Source organism: Aestuariivirga sp., assembly GCF_041738905.1.
GTDB lineage: Bacteria > Pseudomonadota > Alphaproteobacteria > Rhizobiales > Aestuariivirgaceae > Aestuariivirga.
Map to the genome: position 1 here is coordinate 1 of NZ_JBGSOZ010000188.1, position 19,280 is coordinate 19,280.

Consider the following 19,280-nt stretch of genomic DNA (forward strand, 5'->3'; position numbering starts at 1 on the left):
GCCAATCCTCAAGGCCGCACTTCAAAACCATCGGACCGAGCAGCCAGCCTCCCATGCAGTTGACCGCTTGGCCGATGCTGCATAAGGTTCAACCAGCGACGCCAGCCTTGGCATTTTCAACAGAGTACGGGACATCCCCCAAAACGCGGCACCCGCCCATCAGCGCCAAGAGATCAGCGGACAGCGTCCGCCTACATCTTTGGCGCCATTTGCCCTTACGAGGGAAAGGGTGCCGCACTTGTCTTGCCAGCCTGCAACATCCAGGCGATGAACCTGCACCTTGCCGAAATCTCTGCCGAAGTGGCACCCGGCCGCCACGCCGTGCTGCTCCTCGATCAGGCTGGCTGGCATATGTCGGCGCGGCTCAGAGTTCCCTCCAACATCACGCTGCTGGCACTGCCGCCCAAATGCCCCGAGCTCAATCCGGCTGAGAACCTCTGGCAGTTCATACGCGACAACTGGCTGTCCAACAGGATCTTCAAATCCTACGAGGACATCCTCGACCACTGCTGCTTCGCTTGGAACAAGCTCATCGCCCAACCATGGCGCATCATGTCCATCGGTCTCAGGGACTGGGCACACGGGTCGTGACCAATGCGGATTGGTATTAACTCGCACAGAAGAGGCAAAACTCTTCATTGACATCAATACAACGCAACGCGGCGTGCCAGCTGCCCTATTGCTGGACATCAAACAACTCGCCCAACAAGAATCCACGCTTGAACAGTCACTACGTTCGCTCTTCGACAAATTAAACATGGATTCAGCAAGCCCACTTACGGGAAAACTTAGTTCAAACAAAAGTGTAACTGGAAAGTTATCTCGAGTGACATTCAATCGGGCGTTGGGCCCCATTATAAATGGAAGCGTTCTGGGTGACCTGACTGACTCACAAAAGTACAAACTCATTCTCAATTATCTCAACGCATTCGACGCTGAGATTCTTGACAAGGCTCTTCTGGTGAAGTCAGCTTTCTTCGAAGCAATATTCGCAATGTTTGATCTCATCGTAGAAAATTCAATTGCTGTGGCAAAAGACGCCAAGCAGAACTCAATACAGAAGATAATTCGTCCACTAGCAAAGCTAAACTATAATGGAACCGGCGGAAAATCTTTGCTAGACAAGAAATCAATAGCCCTTTTAATGCAATCAACTTTGAAATCAAAGAGATCAATCGGAGAAGAAATGCTTTGACTCTTCCGCAAGGTCTTGCATGGCAACAGCTTCGTCAAGAAGCGCTGGCCGTGTTCCCGAAAGGAACATCTTTGTCGCGCAATAAACCGAGCACATTAGCAGAATGGTACAGGTCTGGCGTTATCATTCCATCGGTCAGTTCGCATAGAAAATCCCTAGCGTTCTTAGCCCCGCAGTCAGAGATCGCAAAGGTACTACTTTCTGAGTCAGCTCTATTTTTGGATGCGGCTACTGAGCACGCAGTAACAGCACGAAATCAACTAAATGCGGGAAGGTGGTACAGTGCGGCCTGGCTTTGTGTAACTTTCTACTATTGGGCATTCTTTCTGGCACTTAGCTTTACAAGAATGACAAGTAGAACTGTTGTTTTTCTAAACAAGACCACTATTGCTGATCTCCATTTGATTTCAGGGTCGAACGATCCGTCGCCCGGAGCTGGTGCATATATATTGGTATGTACTAATTCCAATACGCCTAATCTTCTTAGCTTTGAAGTCTCAAAATCCAGAGAATCCAGACTACACGAGCTCTTATGGAAAGTGCTATTCGAGAGGATTAAGGCACTTCGAGAAATTTCAGGGAATTCCAATCCTGATGAGGAACGGTTATTCCGAACTCTTGAATTGACATTTGATCGTCTCGGTGACGCTTGGCCATCCGATTTGCGAAATATAGCCAATTACTCACCGGGAAAGGCCTATTCAGCGGGTCGTCAAAAGTCAAACTTCTATGGTTTTGGGCATATACAAGTCAATCAGCCCCTATCCTTTGAGGATTCGCTGAACAGATTAGAAAACAATGTGCTATCGATCCCAGCGAACTCAACCATTTCTGCTTATCCCAAACTTGCTGTCAGTATACTGATTGACCTCACATTTGCTCTTCACAGGATCGCGCAACAACTCCAGGAAGATGTCATTGAACGACGAGACATCGACCGACGATGGTTGACGTCAAGAGCCGAATTTCTGAAATTGAATTGCGAAATCGAAACAGACAAAGGTTGGCCGTATCGAAATTAACTCAATCTAGCGTACCTGAGCTTGCCTAAACCTCCAGCAACCCCTTCACCGTCCCCGCCTCCGGGCTGATCCATTCCGGCATTTTCGTACCGACGTCCCACAAAGGCGCGCGGTGGGTGTTGATGGCTTTGGTGGGCACGTGGCCCTCGCGCATGGCGGTCATCACGGTGGCGAAGTCAGCGAGCTGGGCGTTGCGCGATGAAAGCAGCGTCGTCTCGCGCTTGTGGAATTCCGGGTCGCTGAAACTGATGTTGCCCTGCACGATCGACAGCAGCACATAGGTGCCGCCATGCGCCACGAAGGCGAAGCCGCGCTCCATGGCCTTGGGGCTGCCCGTGCAGTCGAACACATGATGGTAGAATTCGCCATGGGTGAGCGTCTTCATCTGCTCCACGTCGTCCGGCCCCAGCGCAATCGCGTGGGCCACCTTCAGCGTGTTGGTGGCGAAGGCCAGGCGGTCGGCCCGGCCGTCGATGACGGTCACCTCCGCGCCGTTCAATTGCGCGAAGAGGGCGACGCCCACGCCGATGGGTCCGCTGCCGGCCACCAGCACGCGCTGGCGCTCCCCCACTTTTGCCCGCGCCACCGCATGAGCGCCAATCGCCAGGAATTCCACCATCGCGGCTTCGTCCAGCGTGATGCCTTCGGCCTTGAACAGATGCGTCTCGGGGATGGCCATGTACTCGCACATGCCGCCGTCGATGTGGACGCCCAGCACCTTGAGGCTGGTGCAGCAATTGGTGCGGCCCACCCGGCAGGCGACGCATGTTCCGCAATGGAGATAGGGCACCACATAGACATGGTCGCCCGCCTTGAGACTTGAGCCCTTCGGCGCCTCCACGATCTCGCCCGAGAGTTCATGGCCCATCACGCGCGGATAGGCGAAGTAAGGCTGGTTGCCCTGCCAGATGTGCATGTCGGTGCCGCACACGCCGATGCGGCGGATGCGCACCAGCGCCTCGCCTTGCCCCGGCACCGGCACAGGCCGCTCGATCAGGTGAAGCTCGCGCGGGTTGGCGCAGAGAACGGCGCGCATCATGTCAGCCATCGGTGAAATAATCCTCGTGTAACGGCCGGAGCCTTGCAATTGCGTTGAACACCGAGCGCAGGTGAAGCTTCATGGCCTTCACCGCGCGCTTCTCATCGCGGGCATCCAGCGCCTCGACGATGGCCTCATGCTCCGCGATGATCTCCTCGCGGTGGCCCGAGACGCGGTTGGCAAGATGGCCCACACGGTCCCACAGCATCTTGACACTTTGCACCGTGGCCCACACGCCTTCAAGCCCGGCGGCGCGCGCGATCATCTGGTGGAAGCGCTCGTTGTCGAGATAGAACTCCCACGCCTCACCACCTGCCGCATGGCGCTTCTGGTCGGCGAGATTGGCATGGGCCTCGGCCGCGTTGGCCTCCGTCCAGGCTTTGGCCGCGACCTCGACCAGCGCGATCTCGAGCGCTGTCCGCGCGAACTGGCTCTCGATCACTTTCCTCATGCGGATGGGAGCGACGAAGCTTCCGCGCTGCGGGAAGATGTCGATGAGGCCGTCTTCCGCCAGCCGCGTGAGCGCGATCCGAACCGGCGAGCGCGACACGCTGAACATGCCGCAGATGCGGTTCTCGCTGATCGCCTCTCCCGGAACGAGGCGGCAGGTGATGATCTCCTCGCGCAGGAGCTGGTAGATCTGCTCGGCGGCGGGCAGCCTGCGGTCGAGCACGCGCGCAGCCCCGGCGGTTACCGGTGCCGCTGCAATCGCTGCGAATTCCGTCTTGTGAGCGACCATCTTGTATACTAGCATGCAGCCACGCGGCCAAAAGATCAATGTCTTTCTGCATGCCGCCGATGGGAGAAAATGTCATGAAATCAGTTGCTAAGCTGGTGGCCGCTGCGCTTTTGGGCTCGGCCGTCCTAACCTCTGCTCACGCCGATCCGGGCACCAAGGTGGCGCTCGTTCCGGGCGGCCCGCACCCCTATTTCTCGGCCTGGGAACAGGCCGGCAAGGACGCCATGAAGGACTTCAACCTGGGCGCCGGCGACTATCGCGTGCCGCAGAAGTGGGAACTCGCCCAGCAGAGCCAGCTGCTCGAAAGCCTGCTCACGCAGGGCTACAATTCCTTCCTGATCTTCCCCGGCGACGCGGTGGGCACCAACGCCACCGTTTCTGAAATCGTCGACAACGGCGGTCAGGCCATCGCCACCGCCGGCTGCCTGAAGGACCCGACACCCGCCCTGTTCTGCATGGGCACTGATACCGGCAATTCCGCCTATCTCGGCACCAAGGAACTCATCAAGGCGATGGGCGGCAAGGGCAAGATCGCGCATTTCACCGGCTTCCTCGTCGACCCCAACACGCAGCTCCGTATTGACGCTGTCCAGAAGGCGGCTGATGAGACCAACGGCGCCGTCACCGTCGTTCAGGTCATCGCCGACATCGACGCGCCGCAGCCCGCCGAAGAGAAGATCAACGCCTATCTCGCCGCCAACGCGGCCGGCGTCGACGGCATCGTGACCACTGCATGGGTTCCCGCCGTCACCGCGGCGAACTCGCTCCGCAAGATCGGCGACAAGCGCATCAAGATGGTCGGCATCGACCACGATGAAGTGGTGCTCGCCGCGATCAAGGACGGCTTCGTCAACGGCACCATGCTGCAGAATCCCTATGGTCAGGGCTATCTCGGCTCCTACGTGCTCGACAAGCTGCGCACCGGCTGCACGCTGAAGGCCGACGCGCCGTGGAAGTCGAACGCACTGACCGCGAAGTTCGTGGACAGCGGCACCGTCTTCGTCGACGCCTCGACAGCCGACACCTACGTCGACGCCATGCGCGGCATCACCAAGGACATTCTCGCGAATTTCGAGAAGGACTTCATGACCTGCCAGTAATGGCGGCAAACACGATTGCACCTTCTCCCCTTGCGGGAGAAGGTGGATCGCGCCAGCGGCGCGAGACGGCGTTCTGCGCCACCTTCTCCAGCAAAGGGATAAGGAAGAGGACCTGAATGACTGACGCCATCTCCTCACTCCGCGACGACACCGTGCCGGAACACCGGCGCGGCTCTGGTCTCGTCCGTCTGCTGCTGTCGAACGAGTTCGGCCTCGCGGTGTTGATCGCCCTCGCCTTCTCGGCCTTCGCGGTATCGCTTCCCGGCTTCGTCTCTCCCTTCAGCCTCTTCACCATCGGCCGCCAGATCGGCATCGACACCATGATCGGCCTCGCCATGATGGCGGTGATCGTGACGGGGGGGCTCGATCTTTCGGTGGGCGCCATCGGCGTCTGCGCCGCCATGGTCTTCGGCTACCTTGCACAAAGCGTGGGCGTGCCTTTGGCATTCGCCATTCCCGCCGCCATCCTGTTTGGCGCTGGCCTCGGCTTCATCAACGGCTATGCCGTGGTGCGCTCCGGCGTCCACAGCTTCATCATCACGCTCGCCTCCATGAGCATCTTCTTCGGCGTGATGATCTTCCTGACCCAGGCGCAATCCTTTAATGAACTCCCGGCTGCCGTGCCGGCCATGGGCAAGCTGCGCCTCGGCGGCAAGGTCTCGGTCCTGCTGATCGTGACGCTGGTGATCTGCGCGGCCCTGAGCGTCTTCTACCGCTACACGGTGCTGGGCCGGCAAATGCTCGCGGCGGGCGCCAATCCGAAGGCGGCCAAATTGTCCGGCATCCGCACTGGCCGCGTCATCGTCTCCTGCCACATGCTCACCGGGGCGCTGGCAGCGCTCGCAGGGCTGATGCTCACCGCACGGACGGGCGCTGCAGTGCCGTCGATGGCGGGCCAACTCGGGCAGGACTGGCTGCTCCCCGCATTCCTGGCACCCGTGCTGGGCGGCACGCTGCTGTCGGGCGGGCGGGTATCGGTCATCGGCACGTTGCTCGGTGCCACCTTCGTCACCATCATGACCAGCGGGCTGCTCCTCATGCGCGTCGGCGAATTCTGGATCCTCGCCTGCCTGGGGCTGATGCTGCTGCTGGCCGTGCTGGCCGACCGCTTCCGCCAGCAGGTGCTGCGCGCACGGGGAATGATCTGATGAAACTCTCCTTTACCGGCATCTTCGACAATGACTGGGTCGGCCCTGCCCTCGTCTGCCTCGCGGCCATCATCGGCATCTCGCTGTTCCATCCGAGCTTCCTGTCGCCCTTCAACATCTTCGTGCTGCTCTCGGCCATCGCCGTCAACATGGTGATCGCACTCGGCCAGCTCGTCATCATCGCCATCGGGCAGATGAACCTGGCGCTCGGCGCCTTCGGCGGCCTCGTCGCCATCAGCTTTGTCGCGGTGATGGAGCTTTACGGCGTGCCGCCGTTTATCGCAGTTCTCGTCGGCCTTGCCATCGGCATGGCGGCGGGCGCGGCTTCAGGCTTCGTCATCGCACGCACCGGCATCTCGGCCTTCATCATCACGCTTGCCGGATTGCAGATCTTCAAGGGCATCAACCTCGGCATCACCGAGGCACAGCCGTTCTATGGCGTGCCGCAGGCCGTGAAGGACTTCGGCAACCTCGCTGTATTCGGTCCAATCCCGTGGCTGATCGTTCCCATGGTGATTGCATCGGTGGGCATGTGGTACCTGTTCAACCGCCTGCGCATTGGCCGCTACATCCTCGCCATCGGCAGCAACCGCACGGCAGCCGAACTCTCCGGCATCAACGTGACCGCCACGGTCATCTGGGCCCACGCGATCTCGGGCCTCATGGCAGCAGTTGCCGGCATGATGCTGGTGGCGAGGCTCCAGATCGGCCAGCCTACCATTGGCGACGACTGGCTGATCTCCTCCTTCGCGGCGCCCGTCATCGGCGGGGCGGTGCTGGCGGGCGGCCATGTGAGCGTGGCGGGCACGTTCTTCGGTGTGGTCATCATCGCCATCATCACGCAGGCCCTTGTGCTCTTCGCCATCGATCCCTTCGTCGTGCAGATCGTGCTGGGCGGGTTGATACTCTGGGCCGTCGGTATCAACCGGTTGCGCGAACTCCGCGTGGCGCGCCTCAACGAACGGAACGCCTGACATGACGGCGCTCCATGTTTCGCATGTCAGCAAGTCATTCCCCGGCGTGAAGGCGCTGGACGATGTCTCGATGACCCTGACGGGCGGTTCGGTCCACGCGCTTTTGGGCGAGAATGGCGCTGGCAAATCCACCCTCATCAAGATCATGACCGGCATTCACCGCGCGGACGCGGGCGAGATCACCATGGAAGGCCGCAGCGTCCGTTTCGCAAACCCCCCGCGGCAGGCGGCGGCAGGCGGCCTCGGTGTGGTGCACCAGGAACGCAACCTGGTGGCGCGCTTCTCGGTCGCAGAGAACATCATGCTCGACCGCCTGGGCAGGCATTCGCTGTCATCCGTCGACTATTCCGCCATTGCCGCCGAAGCGCGGTTTTGGCTGAAGCAGCTCGACCTCGACATCGACCCCATGATGCCCGTCTCGCGATTGAGCGTGGCCCAGATGCAGCTTGTCGAGATCGGCAAGGCGCTGTCGCTCAAGTCCCGCGTGCTGCTGCTGGACGAGCCCACCGCGTCACTCACGCCCAGCGAGGCGCAGGTGCTGTTCCGTATCCTGCGGAAGCTCAGGGATGATGGCGTGGCCATCGGTTTTGTCAGCCACAAGCTCGAGGAAGTGTTCGACATCTGCGACACCGTCACCGTGCTGCGCGATGGCCGCAATGCGTGCAACAGCGCCGAGCTCAAGTCGCTCACCCGGCAGGACGTTGTGCAGATGATGATCGGACGCGCCGAGCGCATCTCGAAGCGGGCGCCGCGCGTAGCACCGCAGGCCGCGCCCTTTTTCGAGTTGAAGAACTATTCTTCCGCCGCCGGTCACGCGGCTGTCTCGCTCTCTGTGCGACCCGGAGAAATTCTCGGACTCTACGGCCTCGTCGGCGCGGGCCGCAGCGAACTCGCCAAGGCGGTGCTGGGCCTGTCACCGCAGACCGGTGGCGACATCATCGTCGGTGGCAAGCCGGTGAAGATCGGCTCGGTTGCCGAAGGCCTGGCTCTCGGCATCGGATATGTCAGCGAGGACCGCAAGGGCGAAGGACTGATCCTGCTTCATTCTGTGCTCGCCAATGCGGGCATCACCATTTGGAAGAAGCTCGCGACATCGCTGGGCTTCCTGCGTGATGCGACAGTGGCCACCAAAGTTGGACCCGTATTGCGAAAGCTCGAAGTGAAAACGCCTTCGCTCGACCAGACCATCGGAAATCTCTCCGGCGGCAACCAGCAAAAGGTATCGGTCGCAAAATGGATCGCAGCGGGCGTGAAGCTCCTCATCATCGACGAGCCTTCGGTCGGCATCGACATCAAGACCAAGGCCTATCTCCACGACCTGATCCATGAACTGGCCGAAAGCGGCACCGCGGTTCTCCTGATCACTTCCGACCTCACCGAGATGGTCGACGTGGCGGACCGCGTGGCCGTGATGGACGGTTACAAGATCAGGGGCATGGTCGAGAACGACCGTAACTATGAACGCGTGAGCACGGCTATCATGGCGCTGATTCACGGACGAAAGGCGGCCTGATGACAAGGCTCTCGCGCAAGACCTGCAAGACACTTGCCTACGATCCCTCGGACCTTGACATCGGAATCGTTCATCTGGGTGTGGGTGCCTTCCACCGAGCGCATCAGGCGGATTACACCGACGAGGCGATCCGCAAGGGCGACATGCGCTGGGGCACCATCGGCGCCAGCCTGCGCTCCTCCGACACGCGAGATGCGCTGAAGCCGCAGGACTATCTCTATACGATTGCCGAGAGCGACGAGACGGGTGAGCGCTTCCGCGTGCTGGGCGCATTGCGCGATGTGCTGGTGGCGCCAGAAAACCCGGCGACGCTCATCCGCGCCATGTGCAGGCCCTCGGTCAAGATCGTGTCGCTCACCGTCACCGAGAAAGGCTATTGCCACGATCCGGCAACGGGCGAATTGAACGAGCAGCATCCCGACATCATCCACGATCTCGCTCACCCCGAGCGGCCGCGCTCGGCACCGGGTTTCCTCGTCGCGGCACTGCGGGAAAGGCACACGCGCAATTTGCCGCCCTTCACGGTGCTCTGTTGCGACAATCTTCCCGCCAATGGCCGCACGGTAGCAAAGGTGGTGACGCGATTGGCGCAACTCATCGACCCCGCGCTGGGCGTCTATGTTGCAGACAACGTCTCCTTCCCCGCCACCATGATTGACCGCATCGTTCCCGCCACGACCGACGCCGACCGCGCGCGCGTGGCCGCCGCGACGGGCCTTGACGATGCGTGGCCCGTCGTCACCGAAGTTTACAACAACTGGGTGGTCGAGGACCGGTTTCCGCAAGGCCGGCCGGAATGGTCCGCAACCTTCGTGGATGATATCGTACCATTCGAGTTGATGAAGCTGCGGCTCCTCAACGGCGCGCATTCCTCGATGTCCTATCTTGGGTATCTCGCAGGCCGGGAGACCATCGCCGACTGCATGAACGATCCAGCACTCGCCCATTTCGTCGCCCACCTCATGCACAGCGAAGTGACATCGACGCTCGCCGTTCCACCAGGTGCTGACATTGGTGCGTACAAGGAAGCCCTGCTCCGACGCTTTCGCAACCCCGGCCTAAAGCATCGCACATGGCAGATCGCCATGGACGGCTCCCAGAAACTGCCGCAGCGCCTGCTCGACACCATCCGTGAACGGATGAATGCAGGGCAATCCATCGACGGCCTGGCGCTCGGCGTCGCCGCATGGATGCGTTATGTGACCGGCATCGACGAAAAGGGAGCGCCCATCGATGTCCGCGACCCTTTACGTGATGAATTGCGCAGCCGAGCTGATATGGCGGGTCTCGATGCGCCGAAGCTCGCAACGGCACTTCTCGGCGTCGAGAAGATCTTCGGCAAGGATCTTCCCGCAAATCCAGACTTCGTGAAAGCCGTCACGCAGGCGCTCGACAGCCTGATCCGCCACGGCAGCCAGAAGACTTACGAAACCTTCCGGAGCTCGCATCCATGAAACAGACCTGGCGCTGGTTCGGCCCCGACGATCCGGCAACGCTCGCGCATGTGAAGCAGGCGAGTGCAGTCGGCATCGTGTCTGCCCTGCACCACATGAATCGCGGGCAGGCCTGGACCGACGATGAAGTGATGAAACGCAAGGCCGTGATCGAAAGCGCTGGCCTCACATGGGACGTGGTCGAATCGATCGCCGTTCCCGAAGCGATCAAGACCCGCACCGGAGATTTCCGCCAGAAGATCGACAATCACAAGGCATCGATCCGCGCGGTGGCCAAGGCCGGCATCAAGGTGTGCTGCTATAATTTCATGGCCATCACCGACTGGACTCGCACCGACCTCGACTGGCCCTTGCCCAATGGAGGAACGGCGCTGCGCTTCGACATCGTGGACTTCTGCGCCTATGACGTGCTGGTGCTGAAGCGGCGGCATGCGGAAGCGGATCATCCGGCGGAGCGCATCGCGGAGGCAAGGAAGCGCCTCGCCTCATGGCCCGAAAGCAAGCTCGCGCAACTTGAGCGCAACCTGATCGACTGGGTGCCGGCGCGTGAAACGGTCTATGACCGCGCGAGCTTCACGAAGCAGCTTGATGAATACCGTGACATCACTGTCGAGGGCCTCCGCCAGAATCTCTTCCAGTTCGTGGGCGAGATCGCCGAAACGGCTGAGGAAGTTGGCGTCAAGCTCGCCATCCATCCAGACGATCCGCCCCTCCCGCTTTTCGGCCTGCCGCGCGTGAACTCGACGCAATCCGACACGCAGAAGCTTTTCGATGCAGTGCCGAGCCCTGCCAATGGGGTCACACTTTGCACCGGCTCCTATGGTGCCAACCCGACGAATGATCTCGTGAAGATGGCGAAAGCCTTTGCCCCCCGCATCCATTTCGCGCACCTGCGCAACACCACGCGGGAAGCTGACGGGTCCTTCTACGAAGCCGAACATCTCGATGGCGATACCGACATGATCGGCGTGGTGGCCGCACTCCGAGATGTCGAGACGGCGGAGTCCCGCGAGATCCCGATGCGGCCCGACCATGGCCACCTGATCGTCGATGACATCGGCAAGCGCGTGAACCCCGGCTATTCCTGCATCGGCAGGCTGAAAGGTCTCGCCGAACTGCGCGGCGTGATGCGGACGGTCGATGCGTTCCGTGCTGGAAAGGTGCACTGACATGGCAAAGATCACCCGCGTCGAAGCGCTGATGGTGGACTTGCAGCCGAAGGTGAAGCGCACCGACGCCATCCAGTCCTTCGTCAGCCAGGAAACGCCCATCATCCGGATCTACGATGCCGATGGCGTGGTGGGCACCGGCTACACCTATACGATTGGCACCGGCGGCCCCTCGATCATGGAACTGATCCGCCGCACGCTGGGCCCGGCCCTCATTGGCCGCGAGTCACTCGAAATCGAGCGCATCTGGCGCGATCTCTATTTCCTCACGCATGCGACGACGGTCGGTGCCATCACGTCTCTGGCGCTGGCTGCCATCGACACCGCGCTCTGGGACCTGAAGTGCCGCCGCCACGGTGAACCGCTTCACCGCATGGCGGGCGGTGCACAAGCCCGCGTGCCGCTCTACACCACCGAAGGCGGCTGGCTCCACATCGACACACCCGCACTGGTGGACGATGCCCTGCAGGCCAAGGCCAAGGGCTTCGGCGGCTCGAAGATCAAGGTCGGCCGTCCGCATGTGTCGGAGGATGTTGCGCGGCTGCAGGCTGTGCGCGAGGCGGTGGGCCCCGCTTTCGAGATCATGACGGATGCCAACCAGCGCTTCACCATCGACGAGGCGATCAGGCGCGCACGCTGCCTAACGCCGCTCGACATCGCGTGGTTCGAGGAACCGCTGACGGCTGACGATATCAACGGCCACGTCCGCCTGTCACAAAGCACGACCATTCCCATCGCCGTGGGCGAGAGCCTCTACAGCCATTTGCATTTCCGCGAGTACTTGGAACGCGGCGGGTGCTCGATCGTGCAGGTCGATGTCGCGCGGATCGGCGGCATCACGCCGTGGCTGAAGGTCGCCCATCTGGCCGAATGCTTCAACGTGCCGGTCTGCCCGCATTTCCTGATGGAGCTTCACGTTTCGCTCTGCGCCGCCGTGCCCAATGCGCGGTGGGTTGAATATATTCCGCAGATCGACTCGCTCACCACGGAAGTGATGAAGATCGAGGATGGCCATGCCATCCCGTCGGACGAACCGGGCCTTGGGATCGCCTGGGATGTCCAGGCGATCGCCAAGGCCACGGTGCCGGGATCGGATTTTACGCTGACCTGATCAGACGCGCGGCGCGGGGTATCTCTGGTCGTTCGGCACGATCATCTTGCCGATGGGCCAGAGCGCAATGCCGGCAAGCTTGAGGTGTGCCCATGCGAAGGGCAAGCCGATGATGGTGACGGCCCACAGCACCGCCGTGATCAGATGGCCGAGCGCCAGCCACCAGCCGGCGAGCACGAACCACAGGATATTGCCAATGGTGCCGAGCGCTCCCGTGCCGATATCCTCTTGCCCCGTGTAGTGGTCACGCGGAACCGCGCTGTAGCCGAATGGCATCAGCGTATAGAGCGCGATATTGATCGCGGCCCTCGCCCACGGAATTCCGACGATAGTCACCGCCATGATCGCAGCCGCGATGAGCCAGCCCAGCGCCATCCAGGCGCCGCCCATAAGTATCCAGATGATGTTCAGCAGCAGTGACATGGAAACCCTCCGTCTTTCGCGAGATGATATGGATAGACTCGTGGTCTTTTGCCATAAAAATCAGTCCCGGCGCACAAGCGGTTGACGGGCGCGCGGCAAGCCTCCAATTCTGGCACCATGAGAGTCATCCATACGGCGGACTGGCAGATCGGCAAGCCTTTCCGGAATTTCGGCGAAAAGGAAAGCGTGCTGCGTCAGGCGCGGCTCTCCGCCATCGAGGCGATTGGCAGGCTCGCCATGGACGAAGCGGCAGGCCATGTGCTGATCGCCGGCGACCTCTACGACAACGACCAGCCCGTGCAGAAGACGCTTCTGGAACCGCTGGAACGCATGCGCGGCTTCACGGGTGTGGCATGGCACGTCATCCCCGGCAATCATGACCCGCACCGCGGCCAGGGCCTCTGGGACCGTATCGCGTCCATCGGCTTGCCCCCCAATGTCCACCTTCATCTGGCACCCGAACCGGCACCCCTGGGCGCGGACGCGGTCCTGCTCCCCGCGCCGCTCCGCCGGAAGAGCGAGGTCAACGACCTTTCCGAATGGATGGATGGCGCTGCGACCAGTGAGGGCCTCATCCGCATCGGCCTCGCCCATGGCTCCATCACCGGATTCGATTCAGGCGGCGAAGCCAACAACCCCATCGCGCCCGACCGGACCAAGCGCGCCGGCCTTGACTATCTGGCGCTGGGCGACTGGCACCGCACGATGCAGGTGGGGCCCGCCACGTGGTATGCCGGCACCCCGGAGGCCGACCGCTTCAACAGCCAGGAACTGGGCCAGGTACTGCTGGTCGAGATCGCAGGCGCAGGCGCGCCGCCCACCGTGAGCCCGAGGCGCACCGGCACCTACCGCTGGATCAGCCAGACGGAGACAGTATCCTCGCTCGCCGACATGGACGGGATCGAAGCGCAGATCCGCGTCAGGCCCGATCTTTCGTCCACCATCATGCGGCTGGCGCTTGACGGCGCCTTGCCGCTTGACGCGCGCGCGGTGGCCGGGCAGCGGCTGGCGCAGATCGAGGCCGCGATGTTCTGGCTCGAGGTTGATCTCGACCGCCTCTCCGTTCGCCCGACGGAGGAGGACTTCGAGCGCATCGACTTCCAGGGCGTGCTGCGCGAGGCAGCGGGCACGTTGCAGGCATTGGCCGCCGATCCGGCTCTCACCGAACTGGAGCGCCACCGCGCCGGCGAGGCGTTGGTCCAGATGTTCCTGATGACACGCTCAGCCCTGCCGGAGCGCGCGCCATGAACCTCCTGCATGTGAGGGTCGAAGGCGTCGGCCGCTTCGGGACGCCCACGCTTCTCGAAGGACTGGGACCGGGCGTGAACATCCTGTCCGCCTCCAACGAGGCCGGAAAATCGACACTGTTCCGCGCCATCCGCACCTGCGTCTTCGAGCGCCACAACACCACGCGCGAAGACGTGAAGCGGCTTGCAACCGATGGGCTCTCGCTTCCTGTCGCCATCACGCTGGGCTTCGAGCATGACGGCGAGACCTATGAGATATCGAAGACCTTCCTGCGCGCGGCCTCCGCGACGCTATCTCGGGGAGGAACGGTTCTTGCGCGGAACCGCGATGCCGATGAACGGCTGTGGGAAATCCTCGGCATCAAGCCCGACACCAGGCTCGACCCGGCGGCCTATGGATTGCTCTGGGTGGAACAGGGCCAGTCATTCGAAGTGCCGGAACCCAGCGAGGGTGCAGCATCGGTGCTGAACAGCGTCATTCAGCAGGAGGTCGGCACGCTCGTCGGCGGCGAGCGCGCACGCTTGGTCCTGGAGGATATCCGGGAAGAACTGGGCAAGCTCGTCACCGATGGTGGAAAGCCGAAGACCGGTGGCCCGTTCCACGCGGTGCAGAAGCATTTCGAATCGATCGAACTGCAACGCATCGAGGCGGAATCGCGCCTCGCCGAACTCGACGGCAATCTCGAGAAGCTGGCGAGCCTGCGGGCCGAGTGGACGCGGATCAGCGACAGGACCGAAACCGAACGGCTGGCGCGTGAGTTGAACGAGGCCGTGAGGCAACTCAGCGAAGGCGAGGAGGCCATGAAATCGCTGCAGCGCTTCTTCGATGACGAGGCACAGGCCCTGAAGCTGCGCGAAGCGCAGATGACAAGGCTTGAAGCCCTGCGAAACCTTGCACGGCGGATTGATGAAAGCCGCAACCGCATCACAGGTCTGAAGGCAAGCATCCAGTCTCTGCAGAGCGACATCGCGGCAGCGGTTTTAGCTCGCGACGGAGCACTTGCGGAACGCAACGCCATCGACTCGAAGATCAATGAACTGGAGACGCGGGAACAAGTTCTGCAGCGCATGGCGGGGCTTGCCGAGAAGCTGAGGCAGCGCGACGAGATCGTCCGGAGGCTCGGCCTCCTCACCACGCTTGACCGCAAGCTCAAGGACTCCGCTGCAGCCCTTCAGGCCAATACCGTGGACGAAGCAGCAATTACCTCTCTCGCGGCGCTGGAACGCGAGAGCGAGATGCTCCGCATACAGAGCGATGCAGCGGCGGCCCGTCTGTCGGTCTCGTTCAGCGAGAGTGTCCAGATCACCGTCAACGGCATGGCGCTGGGCACAAGCGCCGAGCGCGCCGTCACCGAGGCCCTGACGGTGGATGTCGGCGGCCTGGCCACCATCACCGTCACGCCGCCGCACGGCTCACGCGAGCAGGCGGACGCTGCCAGCGCGGGCCTCGCCCGCAAGCTCAAGACATTGCTCGAAAGGCATCGCGCCGCCAGCGCGGACGAACTGCGAATGTTGCGTGCCGAGCGGACCTCACTTGAGCAGACGGCGCTCGAACTCCGGGCCGACCGCACGGTTCTTGGAATCAAGGATCCGACTCCGGCTGCCGAGATCGCCCGGCTTGACGCACAGCTTCGCCTGATTGACAGCGAGACAGAACGGCAACTGGCCGGGATTGCTTCAGCCGACTTGCCATTGCCGGAGGAAACCGCAGCGGAGCGCGAGACCTTGTTGGCCCAGCGCGGCGGCCTCCGCGAAAGCCGCGAAAAGATCGCGGGCTTTCTCGATACCAAGAATGCCCGCCTGTCCGGCCTCAACATTTCGTCGGCAGAGTTGGCTTCGGAAATCAAGGTGCTCGAAAGCCAGCTCGCTGGAGACCTGACGTCCCTGCCCGATGACAGGCGGCAGCAGGAGATCGCCGCGGCCGAACGCGACCATGAGGACAAGGCGGCGGAACATCGTGCCAAGGCCCTGCTGTTGTCCGAGAAGCGCGCCAATGTACCGAGGCAGGATGACATCGAGAGCCGCAGGATCAGGGCGGACAGGCTTCAGCAGGCGACGATCCGGCGCAATGCCGCGATGGACGCGTTGCGCGACCAGATCGCGCGGCTCGAAGGCAATGTGCAGTCGGCGGGCGGCGATGGGCTGGGTGAGAAGGTGGCCGAGCTTCGTGCAGAAGGCGCCCTTGCCAAGAGGGAGATCGAGCGACACGCCGAGCGTGCTGCCACGCTGCAGCTTCTCCGCAAGGTGATCGAGGACGCCTATGACAAACGCCGCGAGGAACTGACCGCTCCGCTGAAGCGCCATCTCCGGCCTTTCCTCGGTGACGTGTTCCCGCGCGCCGAGATCGAGATGGGCGAAGGATTTTCAGTGTCGGCCCTGCGCCGCTCGGGGCCAGCAGGCGAAGTCTTCGACAAGCTCTCGCGCGGAACGCAGGAGCAGATCGCCGTGCTGGTGCGGCTGGCGATGGGCGCCATGATACGGGACAAGGGCCACGACGTTCCGATCATTCTCGACGACGCGCTTGTTTTTTCGGACGATGCGAGGATCGAGCAGATGTTCGACGCCATCAACCGAGCGGGCCGCAATCAGCAGGTGATCGTGCTCACCTGCCGCGCCCGCTCCTTCGCATCGCTTGGCGGGCGGAATCTTCGCATCGTCTAGAGATAAGCGGCACCCGAGGCGATGCTCTCCGCACCGTCGAGCGTGAAGACGGCGCCCGACGCATAGGCCGCTTCATCGGAGGCGAGATAGACATAGAGCGAGGCCATTTCCTCGGGCCGCGCGTGACGTTTCATTGGGATGATGCCGTTGACGCGCGCCAGCATCTCGGGGCTGTATTCGCCCTCCTGCATCGGCGTCATCGTATAGCCGGGGTTCACGGCATTGACCCTGATCTTCGGCGCCAGTTCGATGGCCATGGTCCGCATCATGGCAATGAGCGCTCCCTTGGACGCGTTGTAGTCGGCATAGTACCTGTAGGCGGTAACGCCCGAGGTCGAGGCCGTCATCAGGATGGCGCCGCCCGTGTCCTGTTGCAGCATATGACGGGCCGCGAGCTGGCTCACGTAGAAGACGCCGTGGACATTCACCTTCATCACCCGGTCGAATTCCTCGCGGTCGATGTCGACGAAATTCCGCCGGATGGAAATGCCCGCATTGCAGATCAGGACATCAAGTCCACCGAGTGCGGCAAGCGACTCGGCAAAGGCGCGATCCACCGCGGGCGCGTCCGCCACATCCACCGCCACCACATTGGCCAGTTCCGGCAATTCGCGCGCGATGGTGTAGGCATTATCGGGGTTACGGCCCCACACGGCCACCTTGGCACCCTCTTCCAGGAACCGCTTCGCAACCGCAGCGCCTATTCCCGTGGAGCTGCCCGTGATGATGACCCGCTTGCCCTGAAGCCTCATGCGTCTCTCTCCCCTCAAATGACATAGCCACGCGGCACGGGCGCGAAGGACCTCAGGTCCACCCGGCCCTTGCCGCTTTCAATCGTCGCGATCACGAAAGGCTCTGCACTTTCCTTCACAGGAATATCCGCAAGCCCAAGGATGGCGTAGATGCGACGCAGTTCTTCGGCATCGGGCGTGTGGACCTCAAGGCGGGCGAGACGGCCGCCCAGCGGTGCGGAAATCGCCGGATGCTCGCTGTCCATCCAGTCGATGAAGAACGGAATGAGCGAGCCGAAACGATGATTGCGCGGGCCCCAGCAGGTCCAGCCGAGCCATTTACCATCGGGCTTCACGCGCCCGCCGGGCATCAGCGCCCCGCCTTCGAGGCCAGCCTTCGCAGCACGCTCCGCAAGGTCCTTCAGACCGATCCCGCCGATCGCCCAGTGATAGAGACCGGACCCCCTCAGCCCCTTCACTTCCGGATCGAGCCCTTGCTCGCCCTGGTTCACATCACGGCCCAGAATCTCGAGGTAGGTCTGGCCCCCAAGCGCCATCACGGCATTGGCGGTGCCTTCGTCCGGATGCTCGCCGCCATAGAGCGGTTCGCGATCCATATGCCCCGCGAAGAAGTTGCAGCCCTGAGCCAGGTCGGCATTGTACCAGACGAGATGATCGATCCTCATGGCCCCATACAAAACCGGATTTGGATGCCCGTCCAGCCGTCTCTGCGGTTCAGGCTCTCCCGGGACTGCGGCCTCGTCCACCAATCGTTAAGCTTGAAGTAAGGATTTGGTGGGACCCTGACCTAGCGTCTGGTCGGCTGATCTCCATCGGCCACAGATGTTTCCTCCCTGGACTTGGGCCGCCGAGGCTTTGCCGGCGGCCTCTTTTTGACGGTCACGAAAACAAAGGGCTTGCCACGCCGGGGCCTCTCCGAAATCATCTGTTCATCAGATCGGAGCCACCCATGTCGCGGCAGGACGACAACACAGCACTGTTGAACGATTGCCCGCTCTTCAAGGGAGCGGACGCAGAGGGCTTGCGCGCGCTGGCGGACATTTCGGCCAGCATGAACTGGCCCACAGGAACGCTGATCTTCCAGCAGGGCGATGCCAGCGATTTTCTGGCCATCGTGTCGGCGGGCCGCATCAGGCTCAGCATCACCACCGCGGCGGGCCGCGAACTCATCCTGCGGCAGGCCTCGCGCGGCGAAACCATCGGTGAGATGGGCGTGCTCGACCATGAGCCGCGCTCGGCCGATGCCACCGCCGTGACGGCGGCACAGGGCCTCATCATCCAGAGGAAACCCCTGGAGCGCGTGCTGGCGGAACACCCGCAGCTTTCGGCCACCGTTATCCGCTACCTCACCCGACGCCTGCGCGAAACGACCTACCAGCTCGAGTCCGTCGCACTCTACAGCCTTGCTGGCCGTCTCGCGCGGTTCCTGCTGGCGGCCGTCCGGCAGGCCCATGGCGACAAGCTCCCGCCCCGCGCGCGCATCACGCTCAGCCTCGGGCAATCGGAGATCGCCGCCATTCTGGGGGCCAGCCGCCCCAAGCTCAACCGCGCCTTTGCGGAACTGGCCGACCTCGGCGCGATCACCCGGAAGGACCGCGAACTCGATTGCGATGTCGAGGCGCTGAACGGAATCGCAGAAGCGGACGACGCCTGAGGCCATGAATGTCCTGAGCGCAAGGCCGGCCCTGCGTACGGCACTTGTGGCGATGGCCGCGGCCTGCGCCGTTGCGCTG

Annotated in this window: 17 protein-coding genes and 1 pseudogene; 13 read left to right on the forward strand and 5 right to left on the reverse strand. The window is 62.2% G+C overall.

Annotated elements, in window-relative coordinates; translation table 11 throughout:
• Nucleotides 1-141: 141 nt before the first annotated feature.
• The 3 genes and pseudogenes from ACEW8Q_RS17800 to ACEW8Q_RS17810 all read left to right on the forward strand — a co-directional run.
• Nucleotides 142-591 (forward strand): annotated as a pseudogene (locus ACEW8Q_RS17800) (IS630 family transposase); the annotation flags it as partial.
• Nucleotides 592-601: 10 nt separating this feature from the next.
• Complete coding sequence (locus ACEW8Q_RS17805) at nt 602-1,195, forward strand: hypothetical protein (protein WP_373505399.1); 594 nt, start codon at nt 602-604, stop codon at nt 1,193-1,195.
• The gene (locus ACEW8Q_RS17810) at nt 1,192-2,217 is read left to right on the forward strand and encodes a hypothetical protein (protein ID WP_373505400.1); all 1,026 of its coding nucleotides are present in this window, start codon (nt 1,192-1,194) and stop codon (nt 2,215-2,217) included. Before ACEW8Q_RS17805 ends, ACEW8Q_RS17810 begins: the two co-directional genes overlap by 4 nt.
• A 25-nt stretch (nt 2,218-2,242) precedes the next feature.
• Here the strand turns inward: ACEW8Q_RS17810 and ACEW8Q_RS17815 are convergent, their stop codons facing one another.
• Together ACEW8Q_RS17815 and ACEW8Q_RS17820 are read right to left on the reverse strand one after the other, a co-directional pair.
• Entirely contained in the window at nt 2,243-3,253 is a 1,011-nt protein-coding gene (locus ACEW8Q_RS17815; RefSeq protein ID WP_373505415.1) for a zinc-binding alcohol dehydrogenase family protein, read from the reverse strand.
• A gap of 4 nt (nt 3,254-3,257) precedes the next feature.
• Nucleotides 3,258-4,010 (reverse strand): GntR family transcriptional regulator, encoded by a 753-nt coding sequence (locus ACEW8Q_RS17820; protein ID WP_373505401.1) that lies wholly within the window; start codon nt 4,008-4,010, stop codon nt 3,258-3,260.
• Between the two features lie 59 nt (nt 4,011-4,069).
• Between ACEW8Q_RS17820 and ACEW8Q_RS17825 the strand changes: the two genes are divergently transcribed.
• From ACEW8Q_RS17825 to ACEW8Q_RS17855, 7 genes are all read left to right on the forward strand, one after another.
• Complete coding sequence (locus ACEW8Q_RS17825) at nt 4,070-5,095, forward strand: sugar ABC transporter substrate-binding protein (protein WP_373505402.1); 1,026 nt, start codon at nt 4,070-4,072, stop codon at nt 5,093-5,095.
• 116 nt (nt 5,096-5,211) lie between these two features.
• On the forward strand, nt 5,212-6,243 hold the full coding sequence (locus ACEW8Q_RS17830) for an ABC transporter permease (RefSeq protein ID WP_373505403.1): 1,032 nt from the start codon (nt 5,212-5,214) through the stop codon (nt 6,241-6,243).
• Complete coding sequence (locus tag ACEW8Q_RS17835; protein ID WP_373505404.1) at nt 6,243-7,217, forward strand: ABC transporter permease; 975 nt, start codon at nt 6,243-6,245, stop codon at nt 7,215-7,217. The genes ACEW8Q_RS17830 and ACEW8Q_RS17835 overlap by 1 nt, the downstream gene beginning before the upstream one ends.
• Before the next feature lies 1 nt (nt 7,218).
• Complete coding sequence (locus tag ACEW8Q_RS17840; RefSeq protein WP_373505405.1) at nt 7,219-8,730, forward strand: sugar ABC transporter ATP-binding protein; 1,512 nt, start codon at nt 7,219-7,221, stop codon at nt 8,728-8,730.
• Complete coding sequence (locus ACEW8Q_RS17845) at nt 8,730-10,184, forward strand: mannitol dehydrogenase family protein (protein ID WP_373505406.1); 1,455 nt, start codon at nt 8,730-8,732, stop codon at nt 10,182-10,184. Before ACEW8Q_RS17840 ends, ACEW8Q_RS17845 begins: the two co-directional genes overlap by 1 nt.
• Entirely contained in the window at nt 10,181-11,353 is a 1,173-nt protein-coding gene (uxuA, locus tag ACEW8Q_RS17850; protein ID WP_373505407.1) for a mannonate dehydratase, read from the forward strand. The genes ACEW8Q_RS17845 and uxuA overlap by 4 nt, the downstream gene beginning before the upstream one ends.
• Before the next feature lies 1 nt (nt 11,354).
• The gene (locus ACEW8Q_RS17855) at nt 11,355-12,464 is read left to right on the forward strand and encodes a mandelate racemase/muconate lactonizing enzyme family protein (RefSeq protein WP_373505408.1); all 1,110 of its coding nucleotides are present in this window, start codon (nt 11,355-11,357) and stop codon (nt 12,462-12,464) included.
• On the opposite strand, the gene ACEW8Q_RS17860 is transcribed toward ACEW8Q_RS17855, so the two are convergent.
• Nucleotides 12,465-12,887: a YccF domain-containing protein gene (locus tag ACEW8Q_RS17860; protein ID WP_373505409.1), complete on the reverse strand. Its 423-nt coding sequence runs from the start codon at nt 12,885-12,887 to the stop codon at nt 12,465-12,467.
• A 117-nt stretch (nt 12,888-13,004) separates the two neighbouring features.
• On the opposite strand from ACEW8Q_RS17860, the gene ACEW8Q_RS17865 reads away from it, so the two are divergent.
• The gene (locus ACEW8Q_RS17865) at nt 13,005-14,135 is read left to right on the forward strand and encodes an exonuclease SbcCD subunit D (protein WP_373505410.1); all 1,131 of its coding nucleotides are present in this window, start codon (nt 13,005-13,007) and stop codon (nt 14,133-14,135) included.
• Nucleotides 14,132-16,795, forward strand: a complete 2,664-nt coding sequence (locus tag ACEW8Q_RS17870; RefSeq protein ID WP_373505411.1) for a hypothetical protein — start codon at nt 14,132-14,134, stop codon at nt 16,793-16,795. Before ACEW8Q_RS17865 ends, ACEW8Q_RS17870 begins: the two co-directional genes overlap by 4 nt.
• Here ACEW8Q_RS17870 and ACEW8Q_RS17875 read toward each other — a convergent pair.
• Both ACEW8Q_RS17875 and ACEW8Q_RS17880 read right to left on the reverse strand, forming a co-directional pair.
• Nucleotides 16,792-17,547 (reverse strand): SDR family NAD(P)-dependent oxidoreductase, encoded by a 756-nt coding sequence (locus tag ACEW8Q_RS17875; RefSeq protein WP_373505412.1) that lies wholly within the window; start codon nt 17,545-17,547, stop codon nt 16,792-16,794. The genes ACEW8Q_RS17870 and ACEW8Q_RS17875 overlap by 4 nt on opposite strands.
• Before the next feature lie 14 nt (nt 17,548-17,561).
• On the reverse strand, nt 17,562-18,212 hold the full coding sequence (locus ACEW8Q_RS17880) for a VOC family protein (RefSeq protein ID WP_373505413.1): 651 nt from the start codon (nt 18,210-18,212) through the stop codon (nt 17,562-17,564).
• Between the two features lie 284 nt (nt 18,213-18,496).
• Here ACEW8Q_RS17880 and ACEW8Q_RS17885 point away from each other — a divergent pair, with 284 nt between their 5' ends.
• Entirely contained in the window at nt 18,497-19,201 is a 705-nt protein-coding gene (locus tag ACEW8Q_RS17885) for a Crp/Fnr family transcriptional regulator (RefSeq protein WP_373505414.1), read from the forward strand.
• Nucleotides 19,202-19,280 lie beyond the last annotated feature (79 nt).

Excerpts from the sequence above, each read along its gene's own strand:
- ACEW8Q_RS17815 (WP_373505415.1), bottom strand. The coding sequence starts at position 3,253 with ATGCGCGCCGTTCTCTGCGCCAACCCGCGCGAGCTTCACCTGATCGAG.
- ACEW8Q_RS17820 (WP_373505401.1), bottom strand. The coding sequence starts at position 4,010 with ATGCTAGTATACAAGATGGTCGCTCACAAGACGGAATTCGCAGCGATT.
- ACEW8Q_RS17825 (WP_373505402.1), top strand. The coding sequence starts at position 4,070 with ATGAAATCAGTTGCTAAGCTGGTGGCCGCTGCGCTTTTGGGCTCGGCC.
- ACEW8Q_RS17830 (WP_373505403.1), top strand. The coding sequence starts at position 5,212 with ATGACTGACGCCATCTCCTCACTCCGCGACGACACCGTGCCGGAACAC.
- ACEW8Q_RS17835 (WP_373505404.1), top strand. The coding sequence starts at position 6,243 with ATGAAACTCTCCTTTACCGGCATCTTCGACAATGACTGGGTCGGCCCT.
- ACEW8Q_RS17840 (WP_373505405.1), top strand. The coding sequence starts at position 7,219 with ATGACGGCGCTCCATGTTTCGCATGTCAGCAAGTCATTCCCCGGCGTG.
- ACEW8Q_RS17845 (WP_373505406.1), top strand. The coding sequence starts at position 8,730 with ATGACAAGGCTCTCGCGCAAGACCTGCAAGACACTTGCCTACGATCCC.
- uxuA (WP_373505407.1), top strand. The coding sequence starts at position 10,181 with ATGAAACAGACCTGGCGCTGGTTCGGCCCCGACGATCCGGCAACGCTC.
- ACEW8Q_RS17855 (WP_373505408.1), top strand. The coding sequence starts at position 11,355 with ATGGCAAAGATCACCCGCGTCGAAGCGCTGATGGTGGACTTGCAGCCG.
- ACEW8Q_RS17860 (WP_373505409.1), bottom strand. The coding sequence starts at position 12,887 with ATGTCACTGCTGCTGAACATCATCTGGATACTTATGGGCGGCGCCTGG.
- ACEW8Q_RS17865 (WP_373505410.1), top strand. The coding sequence starts at position 13,005 with ATGAGAGTCATCCATACGGCGGACTGGCAGATCGGCAAGCCTTTCCGG.
- ACEW8Q_RS17870 (WP_373505411.1), top strand. The coding sequence starts at position 14,132 with ATGAACCTCCTGCATGTGAGGGTCGAAGGCGTCGGCCGCTTCGGGACG.
- ACEW8Q_RS17875 (WP_373505412.1), bottom strand. The coding sequence starts at position 17,547 with ATGAGGCTTCAGGGCAAGCGGGTCATCATCACGGGCAGCTCCACGGGA.
- ACEW8Q_RS17880 (WP_373505413.1), bottom strand. The coding sequence starts at position 18,212 with ATGAGGATCGATCATCTCGTCTGGTACAATGCCGACCTGGCTCAGGGC.
- ACEW8Q_RS17885 (WP_373505414.1), top strand. The coding sequence starts at position 18,497 with ATGTCGCGGCAGGACGACAACACAGCACTGTTGAACGATTGCCCGCTC.